The organism is Bradyrhizobium sp. CCBAU 11434, from assembly GCF_028128895.1.
GTDB lineage: Bacteria > Pseudomonadota > Alphaproteobacteria > Rhizobiales > Xanthobacteraceae > Bradyrhizobium > Bradyrhizobium zhengyangense.
Map to the genome: position 1 here is coordinate 276,822 of NZ_LBJX01000102.1, position 26,323 is coordinate 303,144.

At 64.6% G+C, this 26,323-nt stretch carries 23 protein-coding genes; 2 read left to right on the forward strand and 21 right to left on the reverse strand.

Annotation, left to right across the window (positions count from 1 at the left end; genetic code table 11):
* Nucleotides 1-6: 6 nt before the first annotated feature.
* The 4 genes from infB to rimP all read right to left on the reverse strand — a co-directional run bounded on the left by infB (nt 7) and on the right by rimP (nt 5,849).
* Nucleotides 7-2,697, reverse strand: coding sequence for a translation initiation factor IF-2 (infB, locus tag XI06_RS38600; protein WP_271607718.1), 2,691 nt, complete (start codon nt 2,695-2,697; stop codon nt 7-9).
* A gap of 70 nt (nt 2,698-2,767) precedes the next feature.
* Nucleotides 2,768-3,451 carry an RNA-binding protein gene (locus XI06_RS38605; RefSeq protein WP_237860628.1) on the reverse strand — a complete coding sequence of 228 codons (684 nt, stop codon included), beginning with the start codon at nt 3,449-3,451 and terminating at the stop codon, nt 2,768-2,770.
* Between the two features lie 23 nt (nt 3,452-3,474).
* Nucleotides 3,475-5,085: a transcription termination factor NusA gene (gene nusA / locus XI06_RS38610; RefSeq protein ID WP_128948735.1), complete on the reverse strand. Its 1,611-nt coding sequence runs from the start codon at nt 5,083-5,085 to the stop codon at nt 3,475-3,477.
* A 2-nt stretch (nt 5,086-5,087) separates the two neighbouring features.
* Nucleotides 5,088-5,849 carry a ribosome maturation factor RimP gene (gene rimP, locus XI06_RS38615; RefSeq protein ID WP_237871814.1) on the reverse strand — a complete coding sequence of 254 codons (762 nt, stop codon included), beginning with the start codon at nt 5,847-5,849 and terminating at the stop codon, nt 5,088-5,090.
* Between the two features lie 383 nt (nt 5,850-6,232).
* Between rimP and XI06_RS38620 the strand changes: the two genes are divergently transcribed.
* Nucleotides 6,233-7,315 carry a DUF2336 domain-containing protein gene (locus XI06_RS38620; RefSeq protein ID WP_271607719.1) on the forward strand — a complete coding sequence of 361 codons (1,083 nt, stop codon included), beginning with the start codon at nt 6,233-6,235 and terminating at the stop codon, nt 7,313-7,315.
* Here XI06_RS38620 and trmB read toward each other — a convergent pair.
* From trmB to murJ, 15 genes are all read right to left on the reverse strand, one after another.
* The gene (trmB, locus tag XI06_RS38625) at nt 7,312-8,022 is read right to left on the reverse strand and encodes a tRNA (guanosine(46)-N7)-methyltransferase TrmB (RefSeq protein ID WP_237860620.1); all 711 of its coding nucleotides are present in this window, start codon (nt 8,020-8,022) and stop codon (nt 7,312-7,314) included. The two genes, XI06_RS38620 and trmB, sit on opposite strands and share 4 nt — an antisense overlap.
* Entirely contained in the window at nt 8,019-9,176 is a 1,158-nt protein-coding gene (locus XI06_RS38630; protein WP_237860617.1) for a M20 family metallopeptidase, read from the reverse strand. The genes trmB and XI06_RS38630 overlap by 4 nt, the downstream gene beginning before the upstream one ends.
* An 85-nt stretch (nt 9,177-9,261) precedes the next feature.
* Nucleotides 9,262-9,675 (reverse strand): helix-turn-helix domain-containing protein, encoded by a 414-nt coding sequence (locus XI06_RS38635; RefSeq protein ID WP_148773487.1) that lies wholly within the window; start codon nt 9,673-9,675, stop codon nt 9,262-9,264.
* A gap of 229 nt (nt 9,676-9,904) precedes the next feature.
* Nucleotides 9,905-11,518 (reverse strand): apolipoprotein N-acyltransferase, encoded by a 1,614-nt coding sequence (lnt, locus tag XI06_RS38640; RefSeq protein WP_237871813.1) that lies wholly within the window; start codon nt 11,516-11,518, stop codon nt 9,905-9,907.
* The gene (locus XI06_RS38645) at nt 11,515-12,633 is read right to left on the reverse strand and encodes a hemolysin family protein (RefSeq protein ID WP_237860611.1); all 1,119 of its coding nucleotides are present in this window, start codon (nt 12,631-12,633) and stop codon (nt 11,515-11,517) included. The genes lnt and XI06_RS38645 overlap by 4 nt, the downstream gene beginning before the upstream one ends.
* 1 nt (nt 12,634) lies before the next feature.
* Nucleotides 12,635-13,144, reverse strand: a complete 510-nt coding sequence (gene ybeY / locus XI06_RS38650; RefSeq protein ID WP_271607720.1) for an rRNA maturation RNase YbeY — start codon at nt 13,142-13,144, stop codon at nt 12,635-12,637.
* A 62-nt stretch (nt 13,145-13,206) separates the two neighbouring features.
* Nucleotides 13,207-14,205, reverse strand: coding sequence for a PhoH family protein (locus XI06_RS38655; protein WP_092289320.1), 999 nt, complete (start codon nt 14,203-14,205; stop codon nt 13,207-13,209).
* Nucleotides 14,206-14,269: 64 nt separating this feature from the next.
* Nucleotides 14,270-15,667, reverse strand: a complete 1,398-nt coding sequence (gene miaB / locus XI06_RS38660) for a tRNA (N6-isopentenyl adenosine(37)-C2)-methylthiotransferase MiaB (protein WP_237860607.1) — start codon at nt 15,665-15,667, stop codon at nt 14,270-14,272.
* Nucleotides 15,668-15,795: 128 nt separating this feature from the next.
* Nucleotides 15,796-16,476 (reverse strand): HAD family hydrolase, encoded by a 681-nt coding sequence (locus tag XI06_RS38665; protein WP_237860605.1) that lies wholly within the window; start codon nt 16,474-16,476, stop codon nt 15,796-15,798.
* A gap of 5 nt (nt 16,477-16,481) precedes the next feature.
* Entirely contained in the window at nt 16,482-16,937 is a 456-nt protein-coding gene (locus XI06_RS38670; protein WP_237860604.1) for a Fur family transcriptional regulator, read from the reverse strand.
* Nucleotides 16,938-16,975: 38 nt separating this feature from the next.
* A complete protein-coding gene (gene rimI, locus XI06_RS38675) occupies nt 16,976-17,458 on the reverse strand; it encodes a ribosomal protein S18-alanine N-acetyltransferase (protein WP_442869492.1) in 483 nt (160 codons plus the stop codon).
* On the reverse strand, nt 17,455-18,150 hold the full coding sequence (tsaB, locus tag XI06_RS38680; RefSeq protein WP_271607721.1) for a tRNA (adenosine(37)-N6)-threonylcarbamoyltransferase complex dimerization subunit type 1 TsaB: 696 nt from the start codon (nt 18,148-18,150) through the stop codon (nt 17,455-17,457). Before tsaB ends, rimI begins: the two co-directional genes overlap by 4 nt.
* Before the next feature lie 190 nt (nt 18,151-18,340).
* A complete protein-coding gene (locus XI06_RS38685) occupies nt 18,341-18,910 on the reverse strand; it encodes a NifU family protein (RefSeq protein ID WP_237860598.1) in 570 nt (189 codons plus the stop codon).
* Nucleotides 18,911-19,073: 163 nt separating this feature from the next.
* Nucleotides 19,074-20,126, reverse strand: coding sequence for a tryptophan--tRNA ligase (gene trpS / locus XI06_RS38690; RefSeq protein WP_271607722.1), 1,053 nt, complete (start codon nt 20,124-20,126; stop codon nt 19,074-19,076).
* An 81-nt stretch (nt 20,127-20,207) separates the two neighbouring features.
* Nucleotides 20,208-21,740, reverse strand: a complete 1,533-nt coding sequence (murJ, locus tag XI06_RS38695) for a murein biosynthesis integral membrane protein MurJ (RefSeq protein ID WP_271607723.1) — start codon at nt 21,738-21,740, stop codon at nt 20,208-20,210.
* A 125-nt stretch (nt 21,741-21,865) separates the two neighbouring features.
* Between murJ and XI06_RS38700 the strand changes: the two genes are divergently transcribed.
* A complete protein-coding gene (locus tag XI06_RS38700; protein WP_237860592.1) occupies nt 21,866-22,867 on the forward strand; it encodes an adenosine kinase in 1,002 nt (333 codons plus the stop codon).
* Nucleotides 22,868-22,993: 126 nt separating this feature from the next.
* Here the strand turns inward: XI06_RS38700 and XI06_RS38705 are convergent, their stop codons facing one another.
* On the reverse strand, nt 22,994-24,700 hold the full coding sequence (locus tag XI06_RS38705; RefSeq protein WP_271607724.1) for an AMP-binding protein: 1,707 nt from the start codon (nt 24,698-24,700) through the stop codon (nt 22,994-22,996).
* 109 nt (nt 24,701-24,809) lie between these two features.
* Entirely contained in the window at nt 24,810-26,003 is a 1,194-nt protein-coding gene (locus XI06_RS38710; RefSeq protein WP_271607725.1) for a serine hydrolase domain-containing protein, read from the reverse strand.
* Between the last annotated feature and the right edge of the window lie 320 nt (nt 26,004-26,323).

Here is a 26,323-nt window from a genome sequence, read left to right on the forward strand (position 1 = left end):
TTGGACTTACAGGGAGCGCTGGATCGTCTCCACGCGGTAACACTCGATCACGTCACCCGCACGCATGTCGTGATAGTTCTCGAAGGCCATGCCGCATTCCTGACCGGCCTGGACTTCCTTCACTTCGTCCTTGAAGCGCTTCAGCGTCGACAGCTTGCCTTCGTGCACGACGACGTTGTCGCGGATCAGGCGCACATTGGCGCCGCGTTCCACGGTGCCGTCGGTGACGCGGCAGCCGGCAACCTTGCCGACCTTGGAGATGTTGAAGATCTCCAGGATCGAAGCATTGCCCAGCATGGTTTCGCGCAAGGTCGGCGCGAGCAGGCCGCTCATCGCCTTCTTCACGTCGTCCACGAGGTCGTAGATGATGTTGTAGTAGCGGATCTCGATGCCGTTGCGCTTGGCGGCGGCAGCAGCTTCCTTGTTCGCACGAACCGAGAAGCCGATGATCGCGGCGTTAAAACCTTCCGCGAGCGTCACGTCGGATTCAGAGATGCCGCCGACGCCGGCATGCAGGATGCGAGCGGCGACTTCGTCGGTGCCGAGCTTCTCCAGCGAACCGAGAATCGCTTCCAGCGAGCCCTGCACGTCGGCCTTGATGATCAGCGGGAATTCCTTGCGGCCCGCCGTCTTCAACTGCGACATCATCTGCTCGAGCGAGCCGCGCATGCCTGAGATCGAGGCAGCCGCGTTCTCACGCTTCTGGTGCGCGCGGTAGCTGGTGACCTGACGGGCGCGGGCTTCGTTCTCGACCACCGCGAGACGATCGCCGGCTTCCGGCGGACCATTGAAGCCGAGCACCTCGACCGGTACCGACGGACCGGCTTCCTGCACCGTCTCGCCCTGATCCGAGATCAGCGCGCGGACACGGCCCATTTCGGCGCCGGCAACGATGATGTCACCGACGCGCAGCGTGCCGCGCTGGACCAGCACGGTCGCGACCGGACCTCGGCCGCGATCGAGCTTGGCTTCGATCACGGTGCCTTCGGCCGGACGCTCCGAATTGGTCTTGAGGTCGAGGATGTCGGCCTGGAGTGCGATCATCTCGAGCAGCTTGTCGAGATTGGTCTTGTTCTTGGCGGACACTTCGACGTCGACGACTTCACCGCCGAACGATTCCACCTGCACCTCGTGCTGAAGCAGCTCGGTGCGGACGCGCTCCGGCTTGGCGTCGGGCTTGTCGATCTTGTTGATGGCAACGATGATCGGCACGCGTGCCGCCTTGGCGTGGTTGATGGCTTCGACCGTCTGCGGCATCACGCCGTCATCGGCCGCGACCACCAGAACGACGATGTCGGTGACCTTGGCGCCGCGGGCGCGCATCGCGGTGAACGCGGCGTGGCCCGGCGTGTCGATGAAGGTGATCTTCTTGCCGCTCTCGGGCGAGAGAACCTGGTAGGCGCCGATATGCTGGGTGATGCCGCCGGCTTCGCCGGAGACCACGTTGGCATGACGAAGCGCGTCGAGCAGCGAGGTCTTGCCGTGGTCGACGTGACCCATCACGGTCACCACAGGCGAGCGCGTCTCGGTGTCGGTGGAATCGTCGACCTGGTCGAACAGGCCCTCTTCAACGTCCGACGCGGCAACGCGCTTGACGGTGTGGCCGAGCTCTTCCGCGATCAGCTGCGCGGTGTCGGCGTCGATCACGTCGGTGATCTTGTGCATCGCGCCCTGCTTCATCAGCATGCGGATGACGTCGACCGCGCGCTCGGCCATGCGGTTGGCGAGCTCCTGGATGGTGATCGCTTCCGGAATGATCACTTCGCGGATCAGCTTTTCCTTCGGCTCATTCGAGACGTGGCCCTTCAGGCGCTGGGTGCGGCGGCGGAACGAGGCGATCGAACGCTCGCGCACTTCGTCGGCATTGAGCGCGGTGACGACGGTTAGGCGGCCGCGCTCTTTCTGCGGGCCAGGCTTATGGGTGGGTTTGGGCGCGACCACAGGACGCGCGGCGCCACCGGGGCCGCGACGGATCTGGCGCGGACCATCGTCCTCGTCCGGTCCGGCAGCAACGGCGGGAGCGCGACCCACGGGGCCGCCCGGCCGCGAGGTTGTGGTGGTGGCCGGGCGAGCGGCGGTCGTCGCTCCCGGTCGCGTCACGGTCGGCGCGGGGCGCGGCGCGCTGGTCGCCGGGGCTGAAGTTGCTGCGGCGGGACGCGCGCCGGCTGCCGGCTGCTCGCCTTCGCCAAAACGCTTCTTGGCTTCGGTCTCGGCCTTGCGCTTGGCTTCGTCCTCGTGACGATGACGCTCTTCCTCGGCCTTGCGGCGGGATTCGGCGGCTTCGCGCTCGGCGCGCTCGGCGGCCTCGCGGACGGCGCGGCGCTGGGCCTCTTCCTCGGCCTGGCGGCGCTCTTCGACTTCGCGAACCTTGGCGTCGGCGAGCGCGCTGGCGCGAGCGGAGCGCTCGTCCTCGGTCAACGTGCGGAGCACGACGCCGGAGCCAGAGTTGCGCGGCGGCGCCGGGCGTGACGGGGCGGGCGTGGGCGCAGCCGGCGCCGGCTTTGCAACAACCGTCGGGGCCTGCGGCTCAGGGGTGCCGTCGATACGGCGCTTGCCGCGCTTCTCGACCACGACCTGCTTGCTGCGGCCATGGCTGAAGCTCTGGCGCACAGTGCCCGTTTCGACGCGCGGCTTGAGCGATAGCGTCTTGCTCGGAACGCTCAGCTTCTTGTCGTCAGGGGTCTTGGTATCAACCATTCAGCAGTCCTAATCCTGATTTATTCAGTGTTGTGCGTTTCCGCACCATCCTATCGGGTCGTCGTGTCTCTCAGAAATCCTGGCCGGGCTTTTCGGCAGTCTTGTCAGCGTCCGCCATCCGGTATCGGACCAGCATCTGGCTACGTGACAGGAATGACTTGCTCGCCGGGCCCGCGAGCAGGGCAGCATGTATCACATTTGACCGGGTAAGTGCCAAATCCAATTCTACCGATTTCAGGGCGCTGATGACGGGAATCTGCGGCCTGTTACCGCGATTTCCGGCATTTTGCCGTGCCAGCACGTCCAATTTGCGGATTCCGTCCGCGGCCCCGTCGCTGGCGTGGATCAGGACCTCGACCGTGCCCTCCCTAAGGGCGCTCTCGACCTTGCCGAAGCCGGCGACGATCTGGCCCGCCTTGGCGGCAATTCCAAGGGCTTCGGCCACGCTCCGGACCAGGAGCGCCTCGATGTCGGCGGGAAGCGTCGGGGGAGTGCGCAGCTCGCGCTTGAAGGCTTTGCTAAATTGGTGACGCCGCACGGCTTCCGCAACCACCTCGCGCGAAGCGGTCACCCACATGCCGCGCCCGGGCAGCTTGCGCTTGAGATCGGGAACTATATCGCCGGTGGGCGACACGACGAAGCGGATCAGCTCGTCGATCGGCCGGACCTCGCGGCTGACCGCGCACATGCGCATGGTCGCGGACCTTTCGGCCCGCGGTCCATGGTCAAGTTCGCTGTCAGTGCTGGCAAGCATCCGGGCGACATTCTCCTTCGCCCTTAAGCCGGCTGATCTTCGGCCGCGTCAGCCTCTTCGGCCGGCTTGGCGAGATCGGCCTCGGTGATCCAGCCGGCCTTGACGCGGGCCTGCATGATCATGGCTTCCGCATCGTCGCGGGAGATACCGAGGCCGTCGAGCGCACCGGCGAACTTGGTCTGCTCGCCGCCTTCCTTGCGCTCGGTCCAGCCGACCAGATCGTCGGTGGCGCAGCCGGCGAGGTCCTCGACCGTCTTGATGTCGTTCTCGCCGAACTTCACCAGCATCTTCGAGGTCACGCCGGGCACGTCCTTCACGGCGTCCTCGACGCCCAGTTCCTTGCGGCGGGCTTCGATCTCGGCTTCCTGCTGATCGAGATATTCGCGGGCGCGGCTCTGGAGCTCCTGCGCGGTCTCCTCGTCGAAACCCTCGATGCCGGCGAGTTCCTTGAGGTCCACCATCGCGAGTTCCTCGACCGAGGTGAAGCCTTCGGACGCCAGCAGCTGGCCGACCACCTCGTCGACATTGAGCGATTCCATGAAGACGCGGGTGGAGTTCTCGAAGTCGGCCTGGCGGCGCTCCGATTCCTCCTGCTCGGTCAGGATGTCGATGTCCCAGCCGGTGAGCTGCGAGGCGAGGCGCACGTTCTGGCCGCGGCGGCCGATCGCCAGCGAGAGCTGGTTGTTGGTGTCGGGGACCACGACCTCGATGCGCTCGCGGTCTTCGTCGATGACGACCTTGGACACTTCGGCCGGCGCCAGCGCGTTGACTACGAAGGTCGCGATGTCGGGCGACCACGGAATGATGTCGATCTTCTCGCCCTGCAATTCGTTCACCACCGCCTGCACGCGCGAGCCGCGCATACCGACGCAGGCGCCGACCGGATCGACCGAGGAATCGCGGGAAATCACGCCGATTTTCGCGCGCGAGCCCGGATCGCGGGCCACCGCCTTGATCTCGACGATGCCGTCATAGATTTCCGGCACTTCCTGCGCGAACAGCTTCGCCATGAACTGCGGATGGGTGCGGGACAGGAAGATCTGCGGACCGCGGGTTTCGCGACGGACGTCGAAGATGTAGGCGCGGACGCGGTCGCCGTTGCGGAACACTTCACGCGGCAGCATCTCGTCGCGGCGGATGATGGCTTCGCCGCGGCCGAGATCGACGATCACGCTGCCATATTCGACGCGCTTGACGACGCCGTTGACGATGTCGCCGATGCGGTCCTTGAATTCCTGATATTGCCGGTCGCGCTCGGCTTCGCGCACCTTCTGCACGATCACCTGCTTGGCTGACTGCGCGGCGATGCGGCCATATTCCAGCGGCGGCAGCGTGTCTGCGATGGTGTCGCCGACCTGGGCGCCCGGATTGGCGCGCTGCGCGTCGATCAGCGAAATCTGGTTGGAATGGTTTTCGACCTTGTCGACCACCAGCATGTGGCGCGACAGCCGCAGCTCGCCCTTCTTCGGGTCGATCTCGGCGTGAACGTCAGTCTCGCTGCCGTAACGGGCGCGCGCGGCCTTGGCGATGGCATCTTCCATCGCCGCGATGACGATGCCGCGGTCGATCGATTTCTCACGGGCGACGGCGTCTGCGATCTGGAGCAATTCAAGTCGATTGGCGCTGACTGCCATGGCTAGTCTCCTTCGTCAGGCTCGATCTCGCCACGCCGCGCACGTTCGGCGGCAAGGCGATGTTTCTTCGTATTGGTCGGTGCCGGCTTCTTTTGCTTTTGCGGCTTGGTGTTCTTGGTGGTTTTCGCGCTGATCTCAGCGTGCGGCGCCTGCGGCGGCTCGATGCCGAGATTCCTGCGCATCTGGCGCTCCTCGGCCTTGCCGCGGCGCATCGATTCGGCGATCAGCTCATCGGTCAGCACCAGCCGCGCCTCGCCGATATCTTCCATCGTCAGCAGCACGTCGGCATCGTCGCTGGTCTTGGCGTCGTCGCGATGCAGGTGTACGCGGTCGCCTTCGACGGCACCGAGCGTGCCACGGAACCGCTTGCGGCCTTCATGGGCGACGGCCATCTCGACCTTCACCAGGTGGCCGGAATAGCGCTCGAAATCGGAGCGGCGCACCAGCGGACGGTCGATCCCCGGCGAGGAAATCTCCAGCCGATAGGCGCGGTCGATGGGATCGGCGACATCGAGCACGGGCGATAGCGCCCGCGAGATCGCCTCGCAATCCTCGAGCTGCATCGAACCATCGGGCCGCTCGGCCATGATCTGCACGGTGCAGCCGGCGTCGCCCGAAATGCGGATCCGCACCAAGCGGTAGCCCATGCCCTCGAGCACGGGACCTGCGACCGCGGACACTCGTGCTGCCACGCCCGGCTCGACCACGAGCCTCGGCTCGGCCAGCAACTCGGCGTCGGTGGAACCAGTGGTCGGTTCGGTCATATCAGGGGTCAAGGCGCTCGATGGTTAACGCTTGGCTAAGAGGTCAAAGCCCGCTTCGGAACTTTCCCGACAGCGTCGGGCCGCAATCTTCCGCCGAGCCGCGTTCAGGTAATAAAAAAGAGCGGGTCCTTTCGGGCCCACTCTCACTACGCGGATCGTATGAGAAGATGAATTGGCGGTGATATAGCCCTTTCCTCCGGCCCGGACAAGGCCCATCGCAGGCGGATGCGGGCTTTTTGCGCCTCTGGCCGGCGCCCCCCCGGGAGCGCCGACAGGCGCCCCGGGGAGCAACGCTTCTTTCACGAAGGGGGTCTAAATTCCCCGATTGTGGAGCGGCTTGAGCCATGGCGCGCCCACGGCGTGCCAGATTCGAGTTGCGTTTCATGACCGTTGCCACGTCGCTCATTCCCGGACTGGACGATATCGTCAAACGCGGCGATCCCCGGCGTCGTGGCGAGATCGCGAGCGCCATTGCCGCGCTCTTTTTCCAGGACGCTTCAAATCTTCGTCCCGAGCTCGTCGACCTCTTCGACAATCTCCTGATCGATCTCGTCCCGCATGCCGAGCTTGCCGCGCGGGTCGATCTCGCCGAGCGCTTCTCGCGGTTGGACAATGCGCCGCCTCATCTGGTCGGCCAGCTTGCCCGCGAAAACGAGATCATGGTCGCGGCCCCTGTGCTGCGTCGCTCGCCCGTGCTCGATGAAGCCGCTCTCCTCGAGATCGCGCGGCTGAAAGGCCAGGGCCATCTGCTGGCGATGACGGAGCGGTCGACTTTGTCGACCGAGATCACCGACGTGATGGTCGAGCGCGGCGATCGCGACGTGGTGCGCCGCGCCGCGGGCAATGCCGGCGCGCATTTCTCGCCGGGCGGCTATTCGGAGCTGATCAAGCGCGCGAGCCAGGACGGCGTGCTGACGCTCAAGATCGGCCAGCGCGAGGATCTCTCGGGCGAGCATCTCAAGGAGCTTCTGGACGGCACGCTCGATGTCATCAGGCGCCGCCTGTCCACTGTGGTCAATCCGGCGCGTCAGGTCGAGATCAAGCGCGCGATAGCCGCGATCGAGGAAGCCTCGCTGCCGCCGGGGCCGCGGCGCGACTTCTCCGCCGCGCAACGCACCGTGCTCGGTCTGCATCGCGGCGGCCATCTCGGCGAGAGCGCGCTGCTCGGTTTCGCCAAGGCACATAAATACGAGGAATCGGTCGCCACGCTCTCGGCCATGTCAGGCGTCAGGCTGTCGGTGCTCGATCGCTTGATCTCGGGCGACCGTTACGATCCGATTCTGGTCGTCGGCCGCGTGCTGAATTTGGGCTGGCCGACGGTGCGCGCGCTGATCCTGATGTGGTACGGTCCGCATCGCACGCCTGGTGATGCCGATCTCGAGCAGGCGCGGATGAATTTCACCCGCCTGATGCCGTCGACCGCCGAGCGCGTCGTGAATTTCTGGCGCAACCGACAGACGATCTAGTTTCTGCGAAATCGCAAATACGCCGCCTTGCGTCCCTCGCGCGCGGCTTTTCGTCCATAGCGCGTCATGGTGTAGCCGGCCCAGGGCTGACGGAAGTCATCGGCGCGCTCGGCGAGCCATTTGAAATCCGGCGCGCGCGACAGATGCGACAGCGTCCAGGCGCAGTAATCGTCGATGTCGCAGACGAAGCGGAATTCACCGCCTGCCTTGAGAACGCGCGCCATTGCAGCGATGGTCCTGTCCTGCACGAAGCGCCGCTTCCAGTGCCTTCGCTTCGGCCAGGGATCGGGATGGATCAGATCGATCCGCGACAGCGAGGCATCAGGCAGCCAGGCAAGCAGCTCGGCGGCATCGCCTGCGAAAAGGCGGATGTTGCCGATGTTGGCGGCTTCGATCTGCGCGAGGATCTTGGCCATGCCATTGACGTAAGGCTCGCAGCCGATGAAGCCGGTCGTCGGAAAGTTCTGCGCTTCCGCGGCGAGATGCTCGCCGCCGCCGAAGCCGATCTCGAGCCGCACATCCTCCGCCGCGGGATCGAAGATCTCGTGAGCGTTCGCCGGTCTCTCCGCGGTGATGTCGAGCGACAGATGCGGCAGCAGATGATCGACGAGATCGGCCTGGTGCTGCCTGAGCTTGTGACCCTTGCGCCGTCCGAAGAAGGCGCGCTCGCCATCCGCGTGATTGGGATCTGATTTGCGTTCGCTCATCGCAGCGTCTGGTACAGGCGATAGAGCAGGCGCGCGCGCGGCTCGAGCGAGGAGACGTAGAGCTGCTCATAATGGGTGTGCGCACCCTTGCCGTCGACGCCGAGCCCGTCGAGCGTGCCGGTGTGTGGCGCCGTGAAATTGCCATCCGAGCCGCCGCCGGTGTGGGTATCGATCAGCTCGAAGCCAAGTTCGGCAGCGAGCGTCTTGGCATGCTCGTACAGCGAGGCGCCGGCATTGCCTTTCTCGTAGGGCGGACGGTTGAGCTCGCCGGTGACGGTCACGGTCACGCCTTCCGTCTTCGAGGTCAGTCCGAGGATCTTGCCGACGAATTCGTCTGCGTCGTTGGCGCTCGGCACGCGCAGATCAACTTCGGCATACGCCTCTTCCGGCGTGACGTTGGGACGCGTGCCGCCGCGCACCACGCCGACATTGACGGTGACGCCGCGCTGCAGATCGGTCATCCCCTCCAGCGTCTGGATGACGTTGGCGAGCTCGCGCACCGCGCTGCGACCGTCTTCGGGCCGCGAGCCGGCATGCGCGGGCACGCCCTTGATGAACACCTGGAAGCGTCCGACGCCCTTGCGTCCCGTGACGATCTTGCCGCCGTCGCGCGCCGGTTCCGTCACCAGCACGTATTTGGCCTTGCGTCCTTCCTGCTCGATGAGGGCGCGCGAGGTCGGGCTGCCGATCTCCTCGTCGGAGGTGAACAGATGGGTGATGCCGAGCGGCGGACGGGTGGGTGCAGCGCAAAGCTCGCGAAAGGCGTGATAGGCGATGTAGGCGCCGCCCTTCATGTCGTAGATGCCAGGACCGAACGCGCTGTCGCCTTCGACCTTGAACGGCAGCCGCGCGATGAAGCCCATGGGATGAACGGTGTCGAGATGACTGAGCACCAGGATACCGGGCCGGTCCTGGCCCCAGGTCGAACGCACCGCGAGATGATCACCGCAGCCATCGACGCCGGCGACACGCTCGAGCGTGACGGGCAGATCGCCATAATGATCGGCAACCATCGAGGTCAGCTTGTTGACCTGCTCAGGTACTTCCGTCGGCGTCTCGATTTCTACCCAGCGGCGGATACCAGCGAGGATAGTTTGGGAATCGAACGAATTGGAGTTCGCCATGGACGTATCTGTGCCTTCGAATCGCATCATTTGAGCGGAGGCAGCGCTAGGTGCGGTCCGCAAATGACGACATAGGCCAGATTTGGCGCAGTCTCAAATCGGAATGAAAAGCGCCTCAGCGCTTGTCCGGGCCTTCGCGGGCGGCGATCTGCTCGACGAGATCGACGATCGAACGGCGCAGCTTCGAATCGGTGATTCGGGTGAACGCCCTGGTCAGGGCGAGCCCTTCTGATGTCGCGAGGAAGTCCGAGACATAAGAGGGCGATGCGCCTTCGGCGAAGCCGTTGGGGCCGGCTACGCCGCTCGGTCCGCCTTCGAACAGGAACGACACCGGCACCTGCAGAATCTCTGCAATTTGCTGGATGCGGCTGGCGCCGACCCGGTTCGTGCCCTTCTCGTATTTCTGGATCTGCTGGAAAGTCAGGCCCAAAGCTTCACCGAGCTTTTCCTGACTCATGCCCAACATGATGCGGCGCATGCGCACGCGACTGCCGACATACTTGTCAACAGGGTTGGGCGCTTTCGACATTTCCTCAGCCCTCCAAACACCACCGTCGGCGCAATGAGCCATTGCCTCAGGTGACAGCGACGTCAAAACTTCACTCTGATTGGGGAAACATTGCGGAGAAATTTAGCAATGCACCGCTGTCTTTTGCAGCCGGGTGCAGAATGGGGAGCCCGCGTGCAGTCTGTCAACCGTGGGACTGCGGTTGTCAAAGGATTCCGGCCGCTCTGCCGGAAATCGCTAACGGCGGCAATCAGGGGCGCCGTTTGGCAACGCGCCGCCGCACCGCCAAAATCACAGCCAGTGCGACGAGCATGGCTGCGGGGATGTCACCGACTCTCGCATAGATCGTGGGCGGGATCGCGGTCGGCAGACTTGCATCCAAAATTCCTTCGATCCCGAGGCCGAGGCTGGCCACCGTGCGTCCCACCGGATCGATCACGGCCGAGATGCCGGTATTGGCCGAGCGGACCAGCGGCAGTCCAAGCTCGATGGCGCGCATCCGCGCCTGCTCCAGATGCTGGTACGGACCGGTCGAAATGCCGAACCAGCCGTCATTGGTGAGGTTCACCATCCAGCCCGGGCGCTCGTCGTGCGTGCCGATTTCGCCGGGGAAGATCGCCTCATAGCAGATCAGCGGCAACGCGGGCGGGGCACTCGGCACCGGCAGTACGTGCCGCACCGTGCCGGGAATGAAGCCGCCGCGCATGCGCGTCAGTTGCTCGAAGCCGAGCTTCTCCATGATGTTCTGGTACGGAAGATATTCGCCGAACGGAACCAGATGCAGCTTGTCATAGACCGCGAGCACGCTGCCGTCGTGGTCGATCACATAGATCGAATTGTAGGCCCGCGTGATCGGCGTGCCCGGCGGCAGATCGGGCGCGCGGACCGAGCCGGTGATCAGCACCGTGCCCTTGGGCAGCAGCTCGGCGATTTGCGCCATCACATCGGCTTCGCGGGTCAGGAAGAACGGAAAGGCTGATTCCGGCCAGATCAGGATGGTCGCAGCGCTCACGCCGGTCGATCGTGGTCCGGATGCGCGGTCCGACAACGCCAGGTATTTCTTCATCACCTCCGCCTTGGCGGAGTAGTTGAATTTCAGGTCCTGCTGCAGGTTCGGCTGCATCAGGCGCAGCTTGGCACCCGCAACCATCGTGGTCGGATGCAGCGACATGCGGATCGCGCCGAACATGCCCATGACGATCAGCAGCGCGAGCGCCGCGGCCGGCACGCGCCACGCCAGGCTGCGGTCGCGCGTGCGGTCGATCAGCACTGCGGGGCTTGCGAAGATCGCAACCGCGAGGAACGTCATGCCCCACTGGCCGATCAGGGATGACGTCTGCGCCAGCGCCAGCGGCTCTGACAGCGCATAGCCGAACGCGTTCCAGGGAAAGCCCGTGAGCGCGTGCCCGCGCAGCCATTCGCCGATCGTGAGGCTTGCGGCGAGCGCGAGAATGCGGGTGGCATCCTTGGTCCAGAGCAAACGGGCCAGCGCGAAGCCGATCGCCGTGAAGATGGAGAGATAGGCCGGCAATCCCAGCACGGCGAACGGCGTCAGCCAGGCGAACACGTCGGCGTCGACAAAGAAGGCGATGCCGATCCAGTAGAGACCGGGGACGAAATAGCCGAGCCCGAACCAGTAGCCGGTCAGCGCTGCCGCGGGGACGCCGCCATAGCGTCCGGCACCGGCGCCGTCGATCAGCCAGACCATCACGGGGAAGGTGATGAACAGCACCGGAAAGAAGTTAAACGGCGCAAGCGCAAGCACGGAGAGCGCGCCGCATGCCATGGCAAGGAGTGCGCGCTTCCATCCCCAAGTCAGGATGATGGCAAGTGCAATCTGTCTGAAGCGCTGGAACGCGGTCACTGCGGGCCGGTCCCGTCGGCAGGCGGCGGGGTCGGGGTGTCGCCGGAAGGCGGCTGGCCGCTCTCGGGTGCGGCCTCGCGGCGGCTTCTCTCGCGCTGGGTACGCGGTGCGGGGCGTTCTTTCCGGGTCGAGATGCGCAGCCGCTTGACGCGGCGCGGATCGGCGTCGAGCACCTCGACCTCGTAATTGCCGGGACCCGAGATCACCTCGCCGCGCACCGGCAGGCGCCCGACGAAGCTGACGAGATAGCCGCCCAGCGTCTCCACTTCCTCGCCGGCCTCGCCGGTGACGAAGTCCTCGCCGATGACGGTGCGCACGTCGTCGAGGCTGGCGCGGGCGTCGGCGATGAAGGCGTTGTCGGGCAGCCGTACGATCGACGGCGGCTCGTCGCTGTCGTGCTCGTCGTCGATCTCGCCGACGATCTGCTCGACGATGTCCTCGAGCGAAACCAGCCCGTCGCTGCCGCCATATTCGTCGACGACGAGGGCCAGATGAATGCGCGTCGCCTGCATCTGCGCCAGCAGATCGATCGCGCGCATCGACGGTGGCACGTAGAGCAGCTTGCGGATGATGCGCGCATCCTGCAGCGGCAGCGCCAGATCCACGGCCTTCAGATCGAGCCCGGCCGGCAGCGGCTTTTTGCGCTTGGTCTTGGTGGCCTCCGACACGCGCGCCCGCGCGGTCATGAAGGCGAGCAGATCGCGGATATGGACGATGCCGACGGGGTCGTCGAGCGTCTCGTTGTAGACGACGAGACGCGAATGGCCGGCGCGCTCGAACCGGTCCATCAATTCGCCAAGCGGGATGTCGCGCTTCACCGCGATGATGTCGGCACGATGCACCATGACGTCTGCGATGCGGCGCTCGTGCAGGCCGAGGATGTTGCGCAGCATGGTGCGCTCGACCGCGGAGAAGCCGGTGTCGTCGGGTGTCGTTGCATTGAGCACGACCTGGAGATCGTCGCGCACCGATCCGGCCTTCCAGCCGAACAGCGTGCGAATGGCACGCAGCAGCCAGCCTTCCGCCGTCGGGCGCATGACCTCGCCCGGCGTCACCACGGCCGGCAGATTGGTCGTGTTGCGCGGATTGTCGTGAATAGGCTCTGAATCAGGCATCTCAATGCGTCCCCGCGCGGTCTGCATAGGGGTCGGGGATGCCGAGATGAGCCAGGATCTCGGTTTCGAGCGCTTCCATTTCTTCCGCGTCGCCGTCGTTCTCGTGATCGTAGCCGATCAGGTGCAGGAATCCATGCACGGCGAGATGGCTCAAATGATGTTCGAACGGCTTGTGTTCCTCGTCCGCCTCGCGCCGCATGGTCTCAAAGGCGATCGCGATGTCGCCGAGCATGCGCGGCGCATCGCCCGGTTTCCACTCGCCTTCGGGCTGGAGCGCGGGAAACGACAGCACATTGGTCGGCTTGTCCATGCCGCGCCAGTTGCTGTTGAGCGTGCGGATGCCGGCATCATCGGTCAGCATCACGGCGACTTCTGCGTCCGCGACGTCTTCGTCGACGGATTCGGCGGCAGCCGCAACGGCACGCTGAATCACCGCTTCGGCGTCAGGCTCGCTCTGCCAGCAATCGGCGACGACGAGGACCTCGGTAATGGGAAGGTTGGGATGTGACATGGCTTTGTTCGGAACGATAAGGCGCTGCGTCAGCGCGCCCGCTTGGTCCCGCTGTTGTCTCGTCAGGATTTGTTGCCGGCGGGCGGCCGCTGCGGCGAGCCTTCATAGGCAGCGACGATTCGTGCCACGAGCTCGTGGCGGATCACGTCCTCGGCCTTGAAATGAACTTGCGCGATGCCTTCGACGCCATCAAGCAGACGCGTCGCCTCGGCAAGACCCGAGGTCTGGCCGTTCGGCAAATCGATCTGCGAGGGATCGCCCGTGACGATCATGCGGCTGTTCTCGCCCAAACGCGTGAGGAACATCTTCATCTGCATCGATGTAGTGTTCTGCGCCTCGTCCAGGATGATCGCGGCGTTGGTCAGCGTGCGGCCGCGCATGAAGGCGAGCGGCGCGATCTCGATCTCACCGGTTTGCAGCGCGCGCTCGACGATGCGCGCGTCCATGAGGTCATAGAGCGCGTCGTAGATCGGACGCAGATACGGATCGACCTTCTCGCGGAGATCGCCGGGCAAGAACCCGAGCCGCTCGCCGGCTTCGACCGCCGGACGCGACAGGATGATCTTGTCGACCTCCTTGCGCTCGAACAATTGCGCGGCATGCGCGACCGCGAGCCAGGTCTTGCCCGTGCCGGCGGGGCCGATGCCGAACACCAGTTCATGGCGCTTCAGCGCGCGGATGTAGGAGTCCTGCGCAGCCGTGCGCGCGCGCACCGGGCGCTTGCGCAAATTGATGCTGTCGAAGGTCGACTTGGCCGACTTGGCGTCGAACTCGAACAGGGAGCCTTGCGCGATGACCGCACGGATTGCGCCTTCGACTTCGCCCTGGTCGACGTCCTGCCCCTTCACCGCGTGGGCATAGAGCGTCTCCAGTACGCGGCGCGCCGCATCGCAGCCGTCGCGCGTGCCGCCAATGGTGATGTGGTTGCCCTTGGAGTCCACGACGACGCCGAGCCGGCGCTCGATCTGCGCCAGGTTCTGGCCGTAGGGGCCGACGAGCGCGGATGCGGCGCGGTTGTCGTCGAAGTCGATGACGACCTGGGTCTCGGGCGGAACTTGCATGTCGCGGTCAAATTTGCGGCTGGGAGCGATAGAAGACGAATCCGATGCGCTTTTTGGCAAGGGTTCAGGCTCCACTGGCGATGGATGATAAAGCGGGCGCGCGCACATTGCGTGGCGTGGCGAGCTCGCCGAGGAAGCTGTAGCGCTCGAGGCTGTCGATCCTGACCGGCAGGATTTGTCCGATGATGTCAGGCGAGGCCATCACATGCGCGGGCTGGAGGAAGGCGGTGCGGCCGACGATCTGGCCGTCCTTGCGCGCCGGACGTTCGAACAGCACGTCGACCGTTGAGCCAACCGCAGCCTTGTTGAAGGCCGATTGCTGGCTGTCGATCAATTCCTGGAGCCGCTCCAATCGCTGGTCCATCTCGGCGGGGGACACCGTCTCCTGCATATCCGCGGCCGGCGTTCCCGGCCGGGCGGAGTATTTGAACGAATACGCCGCAGCGTAGCCGATTTGCGTGACAAGCGCGAGGGTGGCGAGAAAATCTTGCTCGCTCTCGCCGGGGAAGCCGACGATAAAATCTGATGAAAAAGCAATGTCTTGGCGCGCGGCGCGGAAACGGTCGATGACTCGTCGATAATCATCGGCGGTATGTTTCCGGTTCATGGCGGCGAGAATCCGGTCCGAGCCCGACTGCACCGGCAGATGCACGAACGGCATCAAGGCATCGAGATCGCGATGGGCTGCAATCAAACTGTCATCGACATCGCGGGGATGGCTGGTCGAATAGCGCAGCCGGGCGATGCCTGGAACGGTCGCCAAATGTTCGAGCAATCGGCCAAGACCCCAGGTTTTCCCGTCCGGTCCCTCGCCATGATAGGCGTTGACGTTCTGTCCGATCAGCGTCAGCTCGCGCACGCCATTGTCGGCGAGCCGCTTCACGTCGTCGACAATCTTCGCCACGGGGCGCGAGACTTCCGAGCCGCGCGTATAGGGCACGACGCAGAAGGTGCAGAACTTGTCGCAGCCTTCCTGCACCGTGACAAAGGCCGAAATGCCGCGTGCGCGGATCGCGTCGGGCTTGGGCTGGGCCAGGAAGCCGAACTTGTCGGCGGCGGGAAACTCGGTCTCGATCGCGCGGCCTTCGTTGCCGGCGCGCTTCAACAACTCGGGCAGATGATGATAGCTCTGCGGTCCCACCACGACGTCGACCGTTGGCGCGCGGCGCACGATCTCCTCGCCTTCGGCCTGCGCGACGCAGCCTGCAACGGCGATCTGCATGGCGCGACCCTCGCGCGCGGCCTCGTCCTTGGCGACGCGCAGTCGGCCGAGCTCGGAATAGACCTTTTCAGAGGCCTTCTCGCGGATGTGGCAGGTGTTGAGGATGACGAGGTCCGCGTCCTCGGCGCTCTCAGTCTCCACGAATCCTTCCGGAGCCAGCGTGTCCACCATGCGCTGGGCATCGTAGACGTTCATCTGGCAGCCATATGATTTGATGTGCAGCTTGCGCGGCGGCGTCATGGAACCCGAAAATGGCGGTGGAGGACGGCCCTCAGATATAGGCTGAGGGGCCGAAAATCCAGCGATTGAGGGACGAAAGGAGCCATTCCGGGCGGTGACGTGCGGAATCGCGAGTTTTGGCGCCGGATTTAGCCCGCCAGGGCGTCAGCCGCGACCCGCCGGACCAGCTCCGGTAATTGATGCATGTCGGCAAAGGTCAGGTCGGCGCCGGCCTGGCGCAGGGTCTCGGCATGGCCGTCGGCGCAATGGCTGCCACCGTAAAAGCCGAACACTTTCATCCCGGCCGCTCGCGCGCCGGCAATGCCGGCAAGGCTGTCCTCGATCACGATGCAGCGCTCCGGCGGCACGCCCATCTGCTTGGCTGCGAACAGGAACAGGTCCGGTGCCGGCTTGCCGTTCGCCACCTGCGAGGACGAGAAGATATTCGGCGCGAAGCGTTCATAGAGTCCCGTGCTTCCGAGACTCACTTGCATGCGCGGATGCGTACCGCTCGAGGCAACGCAGACACGTTGCGTCACGACATCGAGGACGTCGTGGATGCCGCGGATCGCTTCGAGGTCGGCTTCGAAGGCGCGAAACAGCTCGTCCTGGAGATCGCCGTGATAGGCCTCGGGCAGCTTGCGGCCGAGCTCACTTTCGATCTCGAGATTGGCCTGTTTTGTCGAGCGGCCGAGGAAGCGTGCGGACACCTGCTCCGACGTGATCGGATAGCCGTGCCGGGTCAGCACATCCGCATGCGCGCGACAGGAGATCAACTCGCTGTCCACGAGGACGCCGTCGCAATCGAAAATGATGAGATCTATTGGCACGAGACCTAGGACGTCGGTTTGTCGTCGTCGAGCGGGACGCAATAGAGCTCGAGCCTGTGATCGACCAGCTTGTAGCCGAGCTTGCGGGCGATCTCCGCCTGCAGCTTCTCGATCTCTTCGGAGGTGAACTCGATCACTTTGCCGTCGCGCAGGTTGATGAGATGGTCGTGATGGCTGTCGCGCATCGTCTCGTAGCGCGCGCGGCCCTCGCGGAAATCGTGGCGCTCGATGATGCCGGCATCCTCGAACAGCTTGACGGTGCGATAGACGGTCGAGATCGAAATCTTGTCGTCGACGGCGACACAGCGCCGGTACAATTCCTCGACGTCGGGGTGATCGACCGCTTCCGCAAGGACGCGCGCGATCACGCGGCGCTGCTCGGTCATGCGCATGCCGGTGGCGGCACAGCGCGCCTCGATGCCGGTTGTCTTGGATGCCGAAGAAGGTTTGAGTCCGGTCATATCGTATCCGCCTGACGGGGCGCTTTCTGCCATCAATGTTACGACAAGTCACGTCGCATCAGAAGTGCGTTCAATTGTTCCCCGTTGGCCTGCTTATAGTAGCGTTCGCGGCGTCCGACCACCACGAATCCGGCCCGGTCATAGAGCCGTCGTGCGGGCTGGTTGTTCTCCTCGACCTCCAGAAAGATTGTGCGCACGCCACGCCCTGCGAGGTGACCGAGATGGGTCATCAGCAGCGCGCGGGAGAGGCCGCGGCCGCGGTAGGACGGATCGACCGCGACCGAGAGGATCTCGGCCTCGTCCGCGCCGATCCGCGACACCGCGAAGCCGATGATTTTGCGGCCGAGGCGCAAGCGGTGGACGAGCGTGTTGCGCTCGCTGAGCATGGTCTCGAACTCGCTCTCGCCCCAGCCATGTGCGAAGGAAGTGCCGTGAAGCTGCGCCAGCCGTGCCGCGTCGCGCGCCGACGCCGGCTCGACGGCGGCCGTGCCGCCGCGCCACCAATCCGAAAACCAGCTCATGATGAGCTTGCGGCGTGTGCGAGCGGCGGCAATGCGGCCGGCTTTGCATCGGGCGCCTTTAAATAGAATGGCCGCGCCGGATTGGTGTCGGGATTGGCCGCGGCGCCGAGCCAAGCGACCCAGCTGATGTCGGGTGCGGGCAGTGCGTCGACAGTAACAGGTTGTGGCACATCCTTCGGCCAGCGCTCGGCAAGAATCCCGGCAGCATTGCCGACCAGATGCGGCGCGCCGAACTGCGAAGCTGCGATCGCCTCGTCGATGGGGGCGATGCCTGGCTGCACCAGCTGACTGCCGTCGCCGGCGACGATCTGGAAATAGACGTGGTCGTGCCGCGCATCGATCGCCGAGATCACCGGCGCCGAACCGCTCCGGCCAACGATGGGGGCCGCGTAGGCGGACAAGGTCGTCAGCCCGACGGCCGGCCGTTTGGCTGCGAGCGCAAGACCGCGCGCCGCCGAAATGCCGACGCGCAGGCCGGTGAAGCTGCCGGGACCGACCGTCACAGCGATGCGGTCGAGCGCCGTGAACGCGAGACCGGCCGATTGCATGACGCGCGCGATCATCGGCATCAGCGCCTCGGCGTGGCCGCGCTTCATGAGCAATTGCTCCTGCGCAAGGAGCTCGCCGGCGTCGGTATCGAGCACGGCGGCCGCGCACGCCTCCAGCGCGGTATCGATGGCAAGGATCAGCATGAAAAAGCGAATGGTAGGTGGCGAATGGTGGGCAGTCTATCCGATCGGAATGCCATTCGCCATTCGCTACTCACCATCCGCCCACCGGTTACAAGAGCCGTCATTCCGGGATGGTGCGTTAGCACCAGACCCGGAAACTCGAGATTCCGGGTTCGGTCCTACGGACCGCCCCGGAATGACGACGTCGTCGTCACATCGGCCGGACTTCGACCACGTCAGGCACGAAGTGCTTCAGCAAATTCTGGATGCCGTGCTGGAGCGTTGCGGTCGATGACGGGCAGCCCGAGCAGGCGCCCTTCATGTTGAGATAGACGATCCCGTCCTTGAAACCGCGGAAGGTGATGTCGCCGCCGTCATTGGCGACCGCCGGCCGCACCCGCGTCTCGATCAAATCCTTGATCATGTCGACCGTCTCGGCGTCGGCCTCGTCGAAGAACTCGTCCTCGTCGTCGAGATCGACATCGCTCGCAGCCGCGCCGTCGGCGAGCAGCGGCGCGCCGGACATGTAGTGCTCCATGATGGCACCCAGGATCGCAGGCTTGAGCTGTTGCCATTCACCGTTCGCCTTGGTGACGGTGATGAAATCCGATCCGTAGAACACGCCGGTAACGCCGGGCACTTCGAACAGCTTTTCCGCGAGCGGCGAACGGGTTGCGGCTTCGCGGCTCGCAAACTCCATCGGGTTGCCGTCGGAAACGACGCGGCCGGGAATGAACTTCAGCGTGGCGGGATTGGGGGTGGCTTCGGTTTGAATGAACATGGTTTTCTCCAGACGTCGCCGGTTCAAGGCCGGCGCGTGGCCTCTTCCCTAGCAGATGGCGACGGAGAACGCACGATCAAGGGGCGGTGAGGGAGTTCCGCCGCCATATCAACGGGTTAGGTGCCAGCTTGCCCTGCCCTGGAGGGGGGAGGGTAAGCCAGTGTCAGCGTCGGCGGATGAAGCCGACGATGTCCTTGGAGAGCTTCATGGTCTCGTCGGCGATGGCGCGAGCCCGGTCGGAACCATCGTTCAGGATGGTGTCGATGTGGCCGGGGTCCGCAACCAGGCGCTTCATCTCGCCGGCGATCGGTGCGAGCTTGCTGACGCACAGCTCGGCAAGCGCGTTCTTGAAGCTGGAGAACTGCCCCCCGCCGAACTCGCGGAGCACGTCGGCCTTGGAGCGATCGGAGAGGGCCGCGAAAATGCCGACGAGATTGTCCGCCTCGGGGCGCGCTTCCAGGCCCTTCTCCTCACTCGGCAACGGCTCCGGGTCGGTCTTCGCCTTGCGGATCTTCTGCGCGATAGTGTCGGCGTCGTCGGTCAGGTTGATGCGCGAATTGTCCGACGCATCCGACTTCGACATCTTCTTGGTACCGTCGCGCAAGCTCATCACGCGCGTCGCCGGGCCGGTGATGAAGGGTTCCGGCAGCGGGAAGAACAGGCCGTCATTGGTGCCCTGGGCGCGAATGGAATCGCCGAAATCATTGTTGAACTTCTGCGCGATGTCGCGCGAGAGCTCGAGATGCTGCTTCTGGTCCTCGCCCACGGGAACATGGGTGGCGCGGTAGAGCAGGATGTCGGCGGCCATCAACACGGGATAGTCGAACAGCCCGACCGAGGCGTTCTCGCGGTCCTTGCCGGCCTTCTCCTTGAACTGGGTCATGCGGCCGAGCCAGCCCATGCGCGCGACGCAGTTGAAGATCCAGGCAAGCTCGGCATGGCCGGAGACCTGGCTCTGGTTGAACACGATGTGCTTCTTCGGATCGATGCCGGCGGCGATGAACGCCGCGGTCACCTCGCGGGTGTTGCGCGCGAGCTCGACCGGCCCGCCCCAGACATCCAGGCCTTGGGTGATCGCGTGCATGTCGACGACGCAATAGATGCAGTTGTGCGTTTCCTGCATCTTCACGAAGTTGACGATCGCGCCGAGGTAATTGCCGAGGTGCAGATTGCCCGTCGGCTGGACGCCCGAAAAAACCCGTTCAACGAATGGCATGGCACGCCTTCTCTTAGGTGGTCGGCCGTCGTTTCCAACAGCGGGGCTGCCTCGTCAAGGGCATTTCGCAGCGGGACCTATTCAGCCGGGCCGCTTCAAGGCGGCGGCCGCCTCGCGCCAGGAGGTCGCGCCGAGGATTTGCAGGAGCAGGCCGTAGACGGCGATCCCGGCCGCAATCTGAAGGCCCAGCACAATAAAGCGAATGAGGCCATGGGCCTCAGCCGGCATCAGACTTGTGGTCAGCCAGAGCAGGGCGCCCATGGCGGTCGCGGCAAGCACGATCCGCGGCAGCCGCTTGCGGGCTGATGTGTCCACCGAGAAGCCGAATTCGCTGGCGCCTTTCCGGAGCAGCGAGACGGCGCTGCTCCAGGCGCCGGCCGCGATGCTGGCGGCGATTCCGCTTGCGCCGAAGAAATGCCCGAGCAGGACGGCGAGGGCAATTGCGACCACAAGGCCCTTGGCCGTCGCCAGCAGCGGCGTCATCGTGTCGCTGCGTGCGAAAAAGGCCGGCGACAGCGCCTTGATGAGCACATGCGCCGGCAGGCCCAGCGCCAGCCACATCAACGCGTGTGCCGTTGCGGTGCTGTCCTCCGCGCCGAAGGCGCCATGTTCGAACAGCAGCCGCACGATTGGTTCTGCCAGAATGGCAAGGCCAAGCGTGGCCGGCAGCGCGAGCCCGGTCGCCAGCTCCAGCGCGCGCGATTCGGCATGCGCCACCGCGTCGCGATCGCCGCTGCCGACCGCACGGGTCAATTCCGGCACCAGCACCGTGCCCATGGCGACGCCGACAATGCCGAGCGGCAGCTCGATCAGGCGGTTGGCAAAATAGAGCCAGGACACGGCCGATGGCGTCGTGGAGGCGATGATCGCGCCTGATACCATCAGCCATTGCGGGCCAGAGCTTGCGATCATGCCGGGAATGGCCTTGGCGAAGAATCCGCGCATCTCCTTGTCGAAGCTTGCACGCAACGGCGTCGCCAGGCGCGCGCTTCGCTGCGAGCCCAGCATCACCAGTTGCAGCAGGCCGGCGATGCCGACGGTGGCAGCCAGCATCCATGCAGAAAGAGCCGCATCGGCGTGCCAAAGCAGCAGCACGGCGATGGCGGCAATCAGCGCGATGTTGAACAGCAGGGGCGAGAACGCCGTGAGTGCAAATCGCCCCTGCGCGTTCAATAGACCCATCAGCACTGTAACCGGGCCCGCAAAGGCGAGATAAGGCAGCATCAGCCGCGCATTCTCGACGGCGAGGTCGAGCGTGGGGCTGCCGACGAAACCCGGTGTGATGATCATGATGATCAGCGGCATCATGAGCGCAATGCCGATCGAGATCACGATCAGGGATGCGCTCACCGTGCCGAGCACCCGCCCCGCAAAGGCCGACGCCGCTTCCTCGCCATCGCGCTCACGGACGCGCAGCCAGGCCGGGATCAGGGCGGCATTGAGTGCCCCTTCGCTGAGCAGCCGCCGCACCACGTTGACGAGCTGGAAGGCGGCCAGAAACGCATCCGCGACAGTGCCGGTACCGAGCAGCGCCGCGATCAGGGAATCGCGCGCAAAGCCCAGCAGCCGCGAGGCCAGTGTTCCCGTGGAGACGGTCAGGAAGGAGCGGATCATCGGTTGTTATAATACCGTTGCTTGCTCGGGCCCGGCCGAACGTGATAGGCCGCCAGCTACATTTTCAGACCGACAGGAAGCGGATTTTCCGCAACTCCGCAATCCGGCAAACAGGATCAAAGTGAATGGCTGACGTGAAATATGACGTTCTCGGCATCGGCAATGCGTTGTTCGACGTGCTGGTCCGAACCGATGAGGGTTTTCTCGCGAAGCACGGCATGACCAAGGGCAGCATGTCGCTGATTGACGAGGCACGGGCCGCCGCCATTTACAATGACATGGGCCCGGCGACGGAAGTCTCGGGGGGGTCTGCCGCCAACACCATTGTCGGCATCGGCAGCCTGGGCGCGCGCGCCGCTTACGTCGGCAAGGTCAAGGACGACCAGATCGGCAAGCTCTATGTCCACGACATCCGCGCCGCCGGCGTTGCTTTCAACACACCGCCCGCGAAGGACGGTCCCGCCACCGGCTGCTCCTACATCCTGGTGACGGGCGACGGCGAGCGCACCATGAACACCTATCTCGGCGCGGCGCAGGATCTGTCGCCGGCCGACATCGATCCGGCCGAGATCGCCGCCGCCAAGATCGTTTATCTCGAAGGCTATCTCTGGGACCCGCCGGGCGCCAAGGAGGCCTTCCTCAAGGCCTCCAAGATCGCCCACGAGGCCGGCCGCAAGGTGGCGCTGACGCTGTCGGACTCCTTCTGCGTGGGCCGCTATCGCGACGAATTCCTGGGGCTGATGCGTAACGGCACCGCCGACATCGTGTTCGCCAACGAATCCGAATTGCACTCGCTCTACGAGACCTCCGACTTCGACACAGCGCTGAAGCTGCTGCGCAGCGACGTCAAGCTCGGCGTGGTCACCCGCAGCGAGAAGGGCTGCGTGGTGGTGACGCCGACCGACGCTGTCGCCGCGCCTGCCTCGCCGATCACGCAACTGGTCGATACCACCGGCGCCGGCGATCTGTTCGCCGCCGGTTTCCTCTATGGTCTCTCGCGCGATCTGTCGCACAAGCAGTGCGGTGAGCTCGGCGCGCTTGCGGCCGCCGAAGTGATCCAGCACATCGGCGCGCGTCCGCAAGTGTCGCTGAAGGAGCTGGCCCAGCAGCGCGGGCTGACGGTTTAGTCGTCGTCTCTCTCCCCGTCATTGCGAGCGAAGCGAAGCAATCCAGTCGTTCCGCGGAGGCAGTCTGGATTGCTTCGTCGCAAGAGCTCCTCGCAATGACGATGTGGCAACGGCGGTGCGCCCACCTCACGCCGTCTTCGCCGCCTTTAGCCCCAGTCGCTGCTCCACGGCATCCCGCATCACGAATTTCTGGATCTTGCCGGTCACGGTCATCGGGAATTCGTCGACGAACTCGACGTAGCGCGGGATCTTGTTGTGGGCGATCTGGCCGTCGCAGAAGCCGCGGACTTCTTCGGCGGTCAGCGTTTCGCCTGATCTCACGCGGATCCAGGCGCAGAGCTCTTCGCCATAGCGCGTATCGGCGACGCCAAAGATCTGCACGTCCTGGATCTTGGGATGGCGGTACAAGAATTCCTCGATCTCGCGCGGATAGAGGTTCTCGCCGCCGCGGATCACCAGATCCTTGATGCGCCCGACGATGTTGCAATAGCCCTCGTCGTCGATGGTGGCGAGGTCGCCGGTATGCATCCAGCCGGTGGCATCGAGCACGTCGCCGGTCTTTTCCTTCTCCTCCCAATAGCCCAGCATGACGCTGTAGCCGCGGGTGCAGAGCTCGCCACGCTCGCCGCGCTTGACGATCTTGCCTTCGAGATCGACGACCTTCACCTCGACATGCGGATGAATCCGCCCGACGGTGGAAACGCGCCGCTCCAGCGGGTCGTCCGTCGCGCTCTGGAAGCTGACCGGACTGGTCTCGGTCATGCCATAGGCGATTGTGACCTCGCGCATGTTCATCTCGGTGTTGACGCGCTTCATCACCTCAATCGGGCAGGGCGCGCCGGCCATGATGCCGGTGCGCAACGATTTCAGATTGAAATTCTTGAATTCAGGATGATCGAGCTCCGCGATGAACATGGTCGGCACGCCGTAGAGCGTCGTGCATTTCTCCTGCTCGATCGCGCGCAACGTCGCCAGCGGATCAAACCCCTCGCCAGGATAGACCATGGTCGCACCCAGTGTGACGGAGGCGAGGTTGCCCATCACCATGCCGAAGCAGTGGTAGAGCGGGACGGGAATGCAGATGCGATCCGCTTCCGTCAGCCGCATCGCGCGCCCCGTGAAATAGCCGTTGTTGAGAATATTGTGGTGGGTCAACGTCACGCCCTTGGGCGAGCCCGTGGTGCCGCTGGTGAACTGGATATTGACGGGATCGTCGAACTGAAGCGCGGCGCCGAGAGCAGCAAGCTGCTCGCGATGCGCAGGCCCGCCCATGCGGGCGACGTCCTCGAACGGGATGGTCCCCGATGCTGAAGGGCCGCCAATCTGGATCACGATCCGCAGCGCCGGCAGCCGCGCTGCCTGGAGCTTCCCCGGCGCTGCGCTCGCCAGCTCCGGCAGCAGCGTGTTGAGCATCTCCATGTATTGGCTGGTCTTGAACGCCGTCGCGGTGACGATCGCAGCGCAGCCGACCTTCTGCAGGGCGAATTCAAGTTCGCTCAATCGATAGGCGGGATTGATCGTCACCAGGATCAGGCCGGCCTTGGCGGCGGCGAACTGGGTCAGCGTCCATTCCGGTCGGTTCAGCGACCAGATGCCGATCCGCTCACCGCGCTCGAGGCCAAGCGCGAGAAAGCCTGCGGCGAGCGCATCGACCCGTTCGGCGAAATCTTTCCAGGTCCATCGCACGCCGTGGCTCGGTGAGACCAGCGCCTCGCGGCCGCCCCAGCGCCGCACCGCGTGGTCGAGGCTGCGGCCGATGGTGTCGCCGAGCAGCGGCGCGTCCGAGATGCCGCACACATAGCTGTCGGCTTTGCCTGCAAGATCGTTCGCCAAGGTCGTCTCCTCGAAATCATTGCCTCGTGCCCTGAAGCCGTTGGCGTTTGGGCACGAGGTTATCCGTTGCTGATGAGGCGCGCGACGCCGCGCGCCTCATACTAAGGGGTTACGCGGCCTTTTGCCCGCTTCCGGCATCGAGACCGGCATAGACGCCGCGCTCGAAGCCGGCGAAGGCCTGCAGGCATTTCGCATCCGCGAACGGCAGCAGCTGCATCAGGATCACGCCGGTGACGTCGCGCGCCGGGTCGATCCAGTAGTAGGTGTTGGCGAGGCCCGCCCAGGCGAGGCTGCCGGCGCTGCGTCCCTCAGCGGTCTTGGCGGTGTTGATCATGAAGCTGAGGCCCCATTTCTTCGCCTGATCCGGATAGAGATCGACGTCGTTGGTGTAGGGCGGTGCTGCCGTCGTCATCTTGGTCATGTTGAGATCGCCCATCTGGTTCTGTCCCATCATGGCGACCGTCTCGGGTTTCAGCACCTGATTGCCGTTGCCGCGGCCCTTGTTCAGGATCATCTGGGTGAACTTGATGTAGTCGGCCGCGGTCGAATAGAGGCCGCCGCCACCCATGTGGAATTCCGGATTCTGCTCGAGCTCGAACGGCATCGCGGCAAGCTGGCCGTCCTCGCCGCGGGCGTGCATGCCGACGAGGCGCTTGCGCATGCCGTCGCTGATCTTGAAGCCGGTGTCGCTCATGCCGAGCGGCGCAAACAGATTGTCGCGCAGATAAGCATCGAGCCGCTTGCCGCTGACGGCTTCCACCGCCTTGCCGACGAAATCGATGTTGGTGCCGTATTCCCAGCGTGTGCCGGGATCGGTCATCACAGGTGTCTTCAGCGCGGCGTTCTGACAGGTGATGATTCCCGGCGTGCCGGTCTTTTCCATATAGCGCGCGAATTCGCCGTTCCACATATCGTAGCAGAAGCCTGCGGTGTGGGTCATGAGCTGGCGCAGCGTGATCGCACGCTTCGCCGGCCGCAGTTTTGGCTCGCCCTTGGTGTCAAAGCCTTCCAGCACTTGCGGGTTGGCGAGGTCGGGCAGCAGCGATCCCATCGGCGCATCGAGCGACAGCTTGCCTTGCTCGACCAGCTGCATCGCGCCCGCTGATGTCACCGCCTTCGTCATCGAGGCGATCCAGAACACGCTATCTGCTGTCATCGCATCGGGCTTGGACAGGTCGCGCTTGCCGAACGCGCCCTGATAAAGAATGTCGCTGCCGCTGGCGGCGATCGCAACAACGCCGGGAATGTCCTTGGCATCGCTCATCTTGCGCAGAATCTCGTCGATCTGGGCTTTGCTTTGCATCAGCGTTTCCTCCGGTTTGATTATTGTTGGAAGTGTTCGGATTGTCCTCCCACAAGGCGCGCGCGGCAAGCGTGGCGATATGCACCCTGTGGTCGCGATGTCGTGACTTGACGCTCTGCGCTCCGCGCGGGACGACTGATCTGCAACACTTCTTCACAATCTGCGGTGGATGGCCGCAACCGGCCGTGACCTTGGATAGGCTCAGGCAGTATGTTTCCGGTGTTTGAAGCACTTGAAACATTTTGTGCGTTGCGGCGTTCAGCTCGTGGCCCGATCGGCGGCTGACGTTGGTACTTGATACAAATTGGCGACCGCCATCG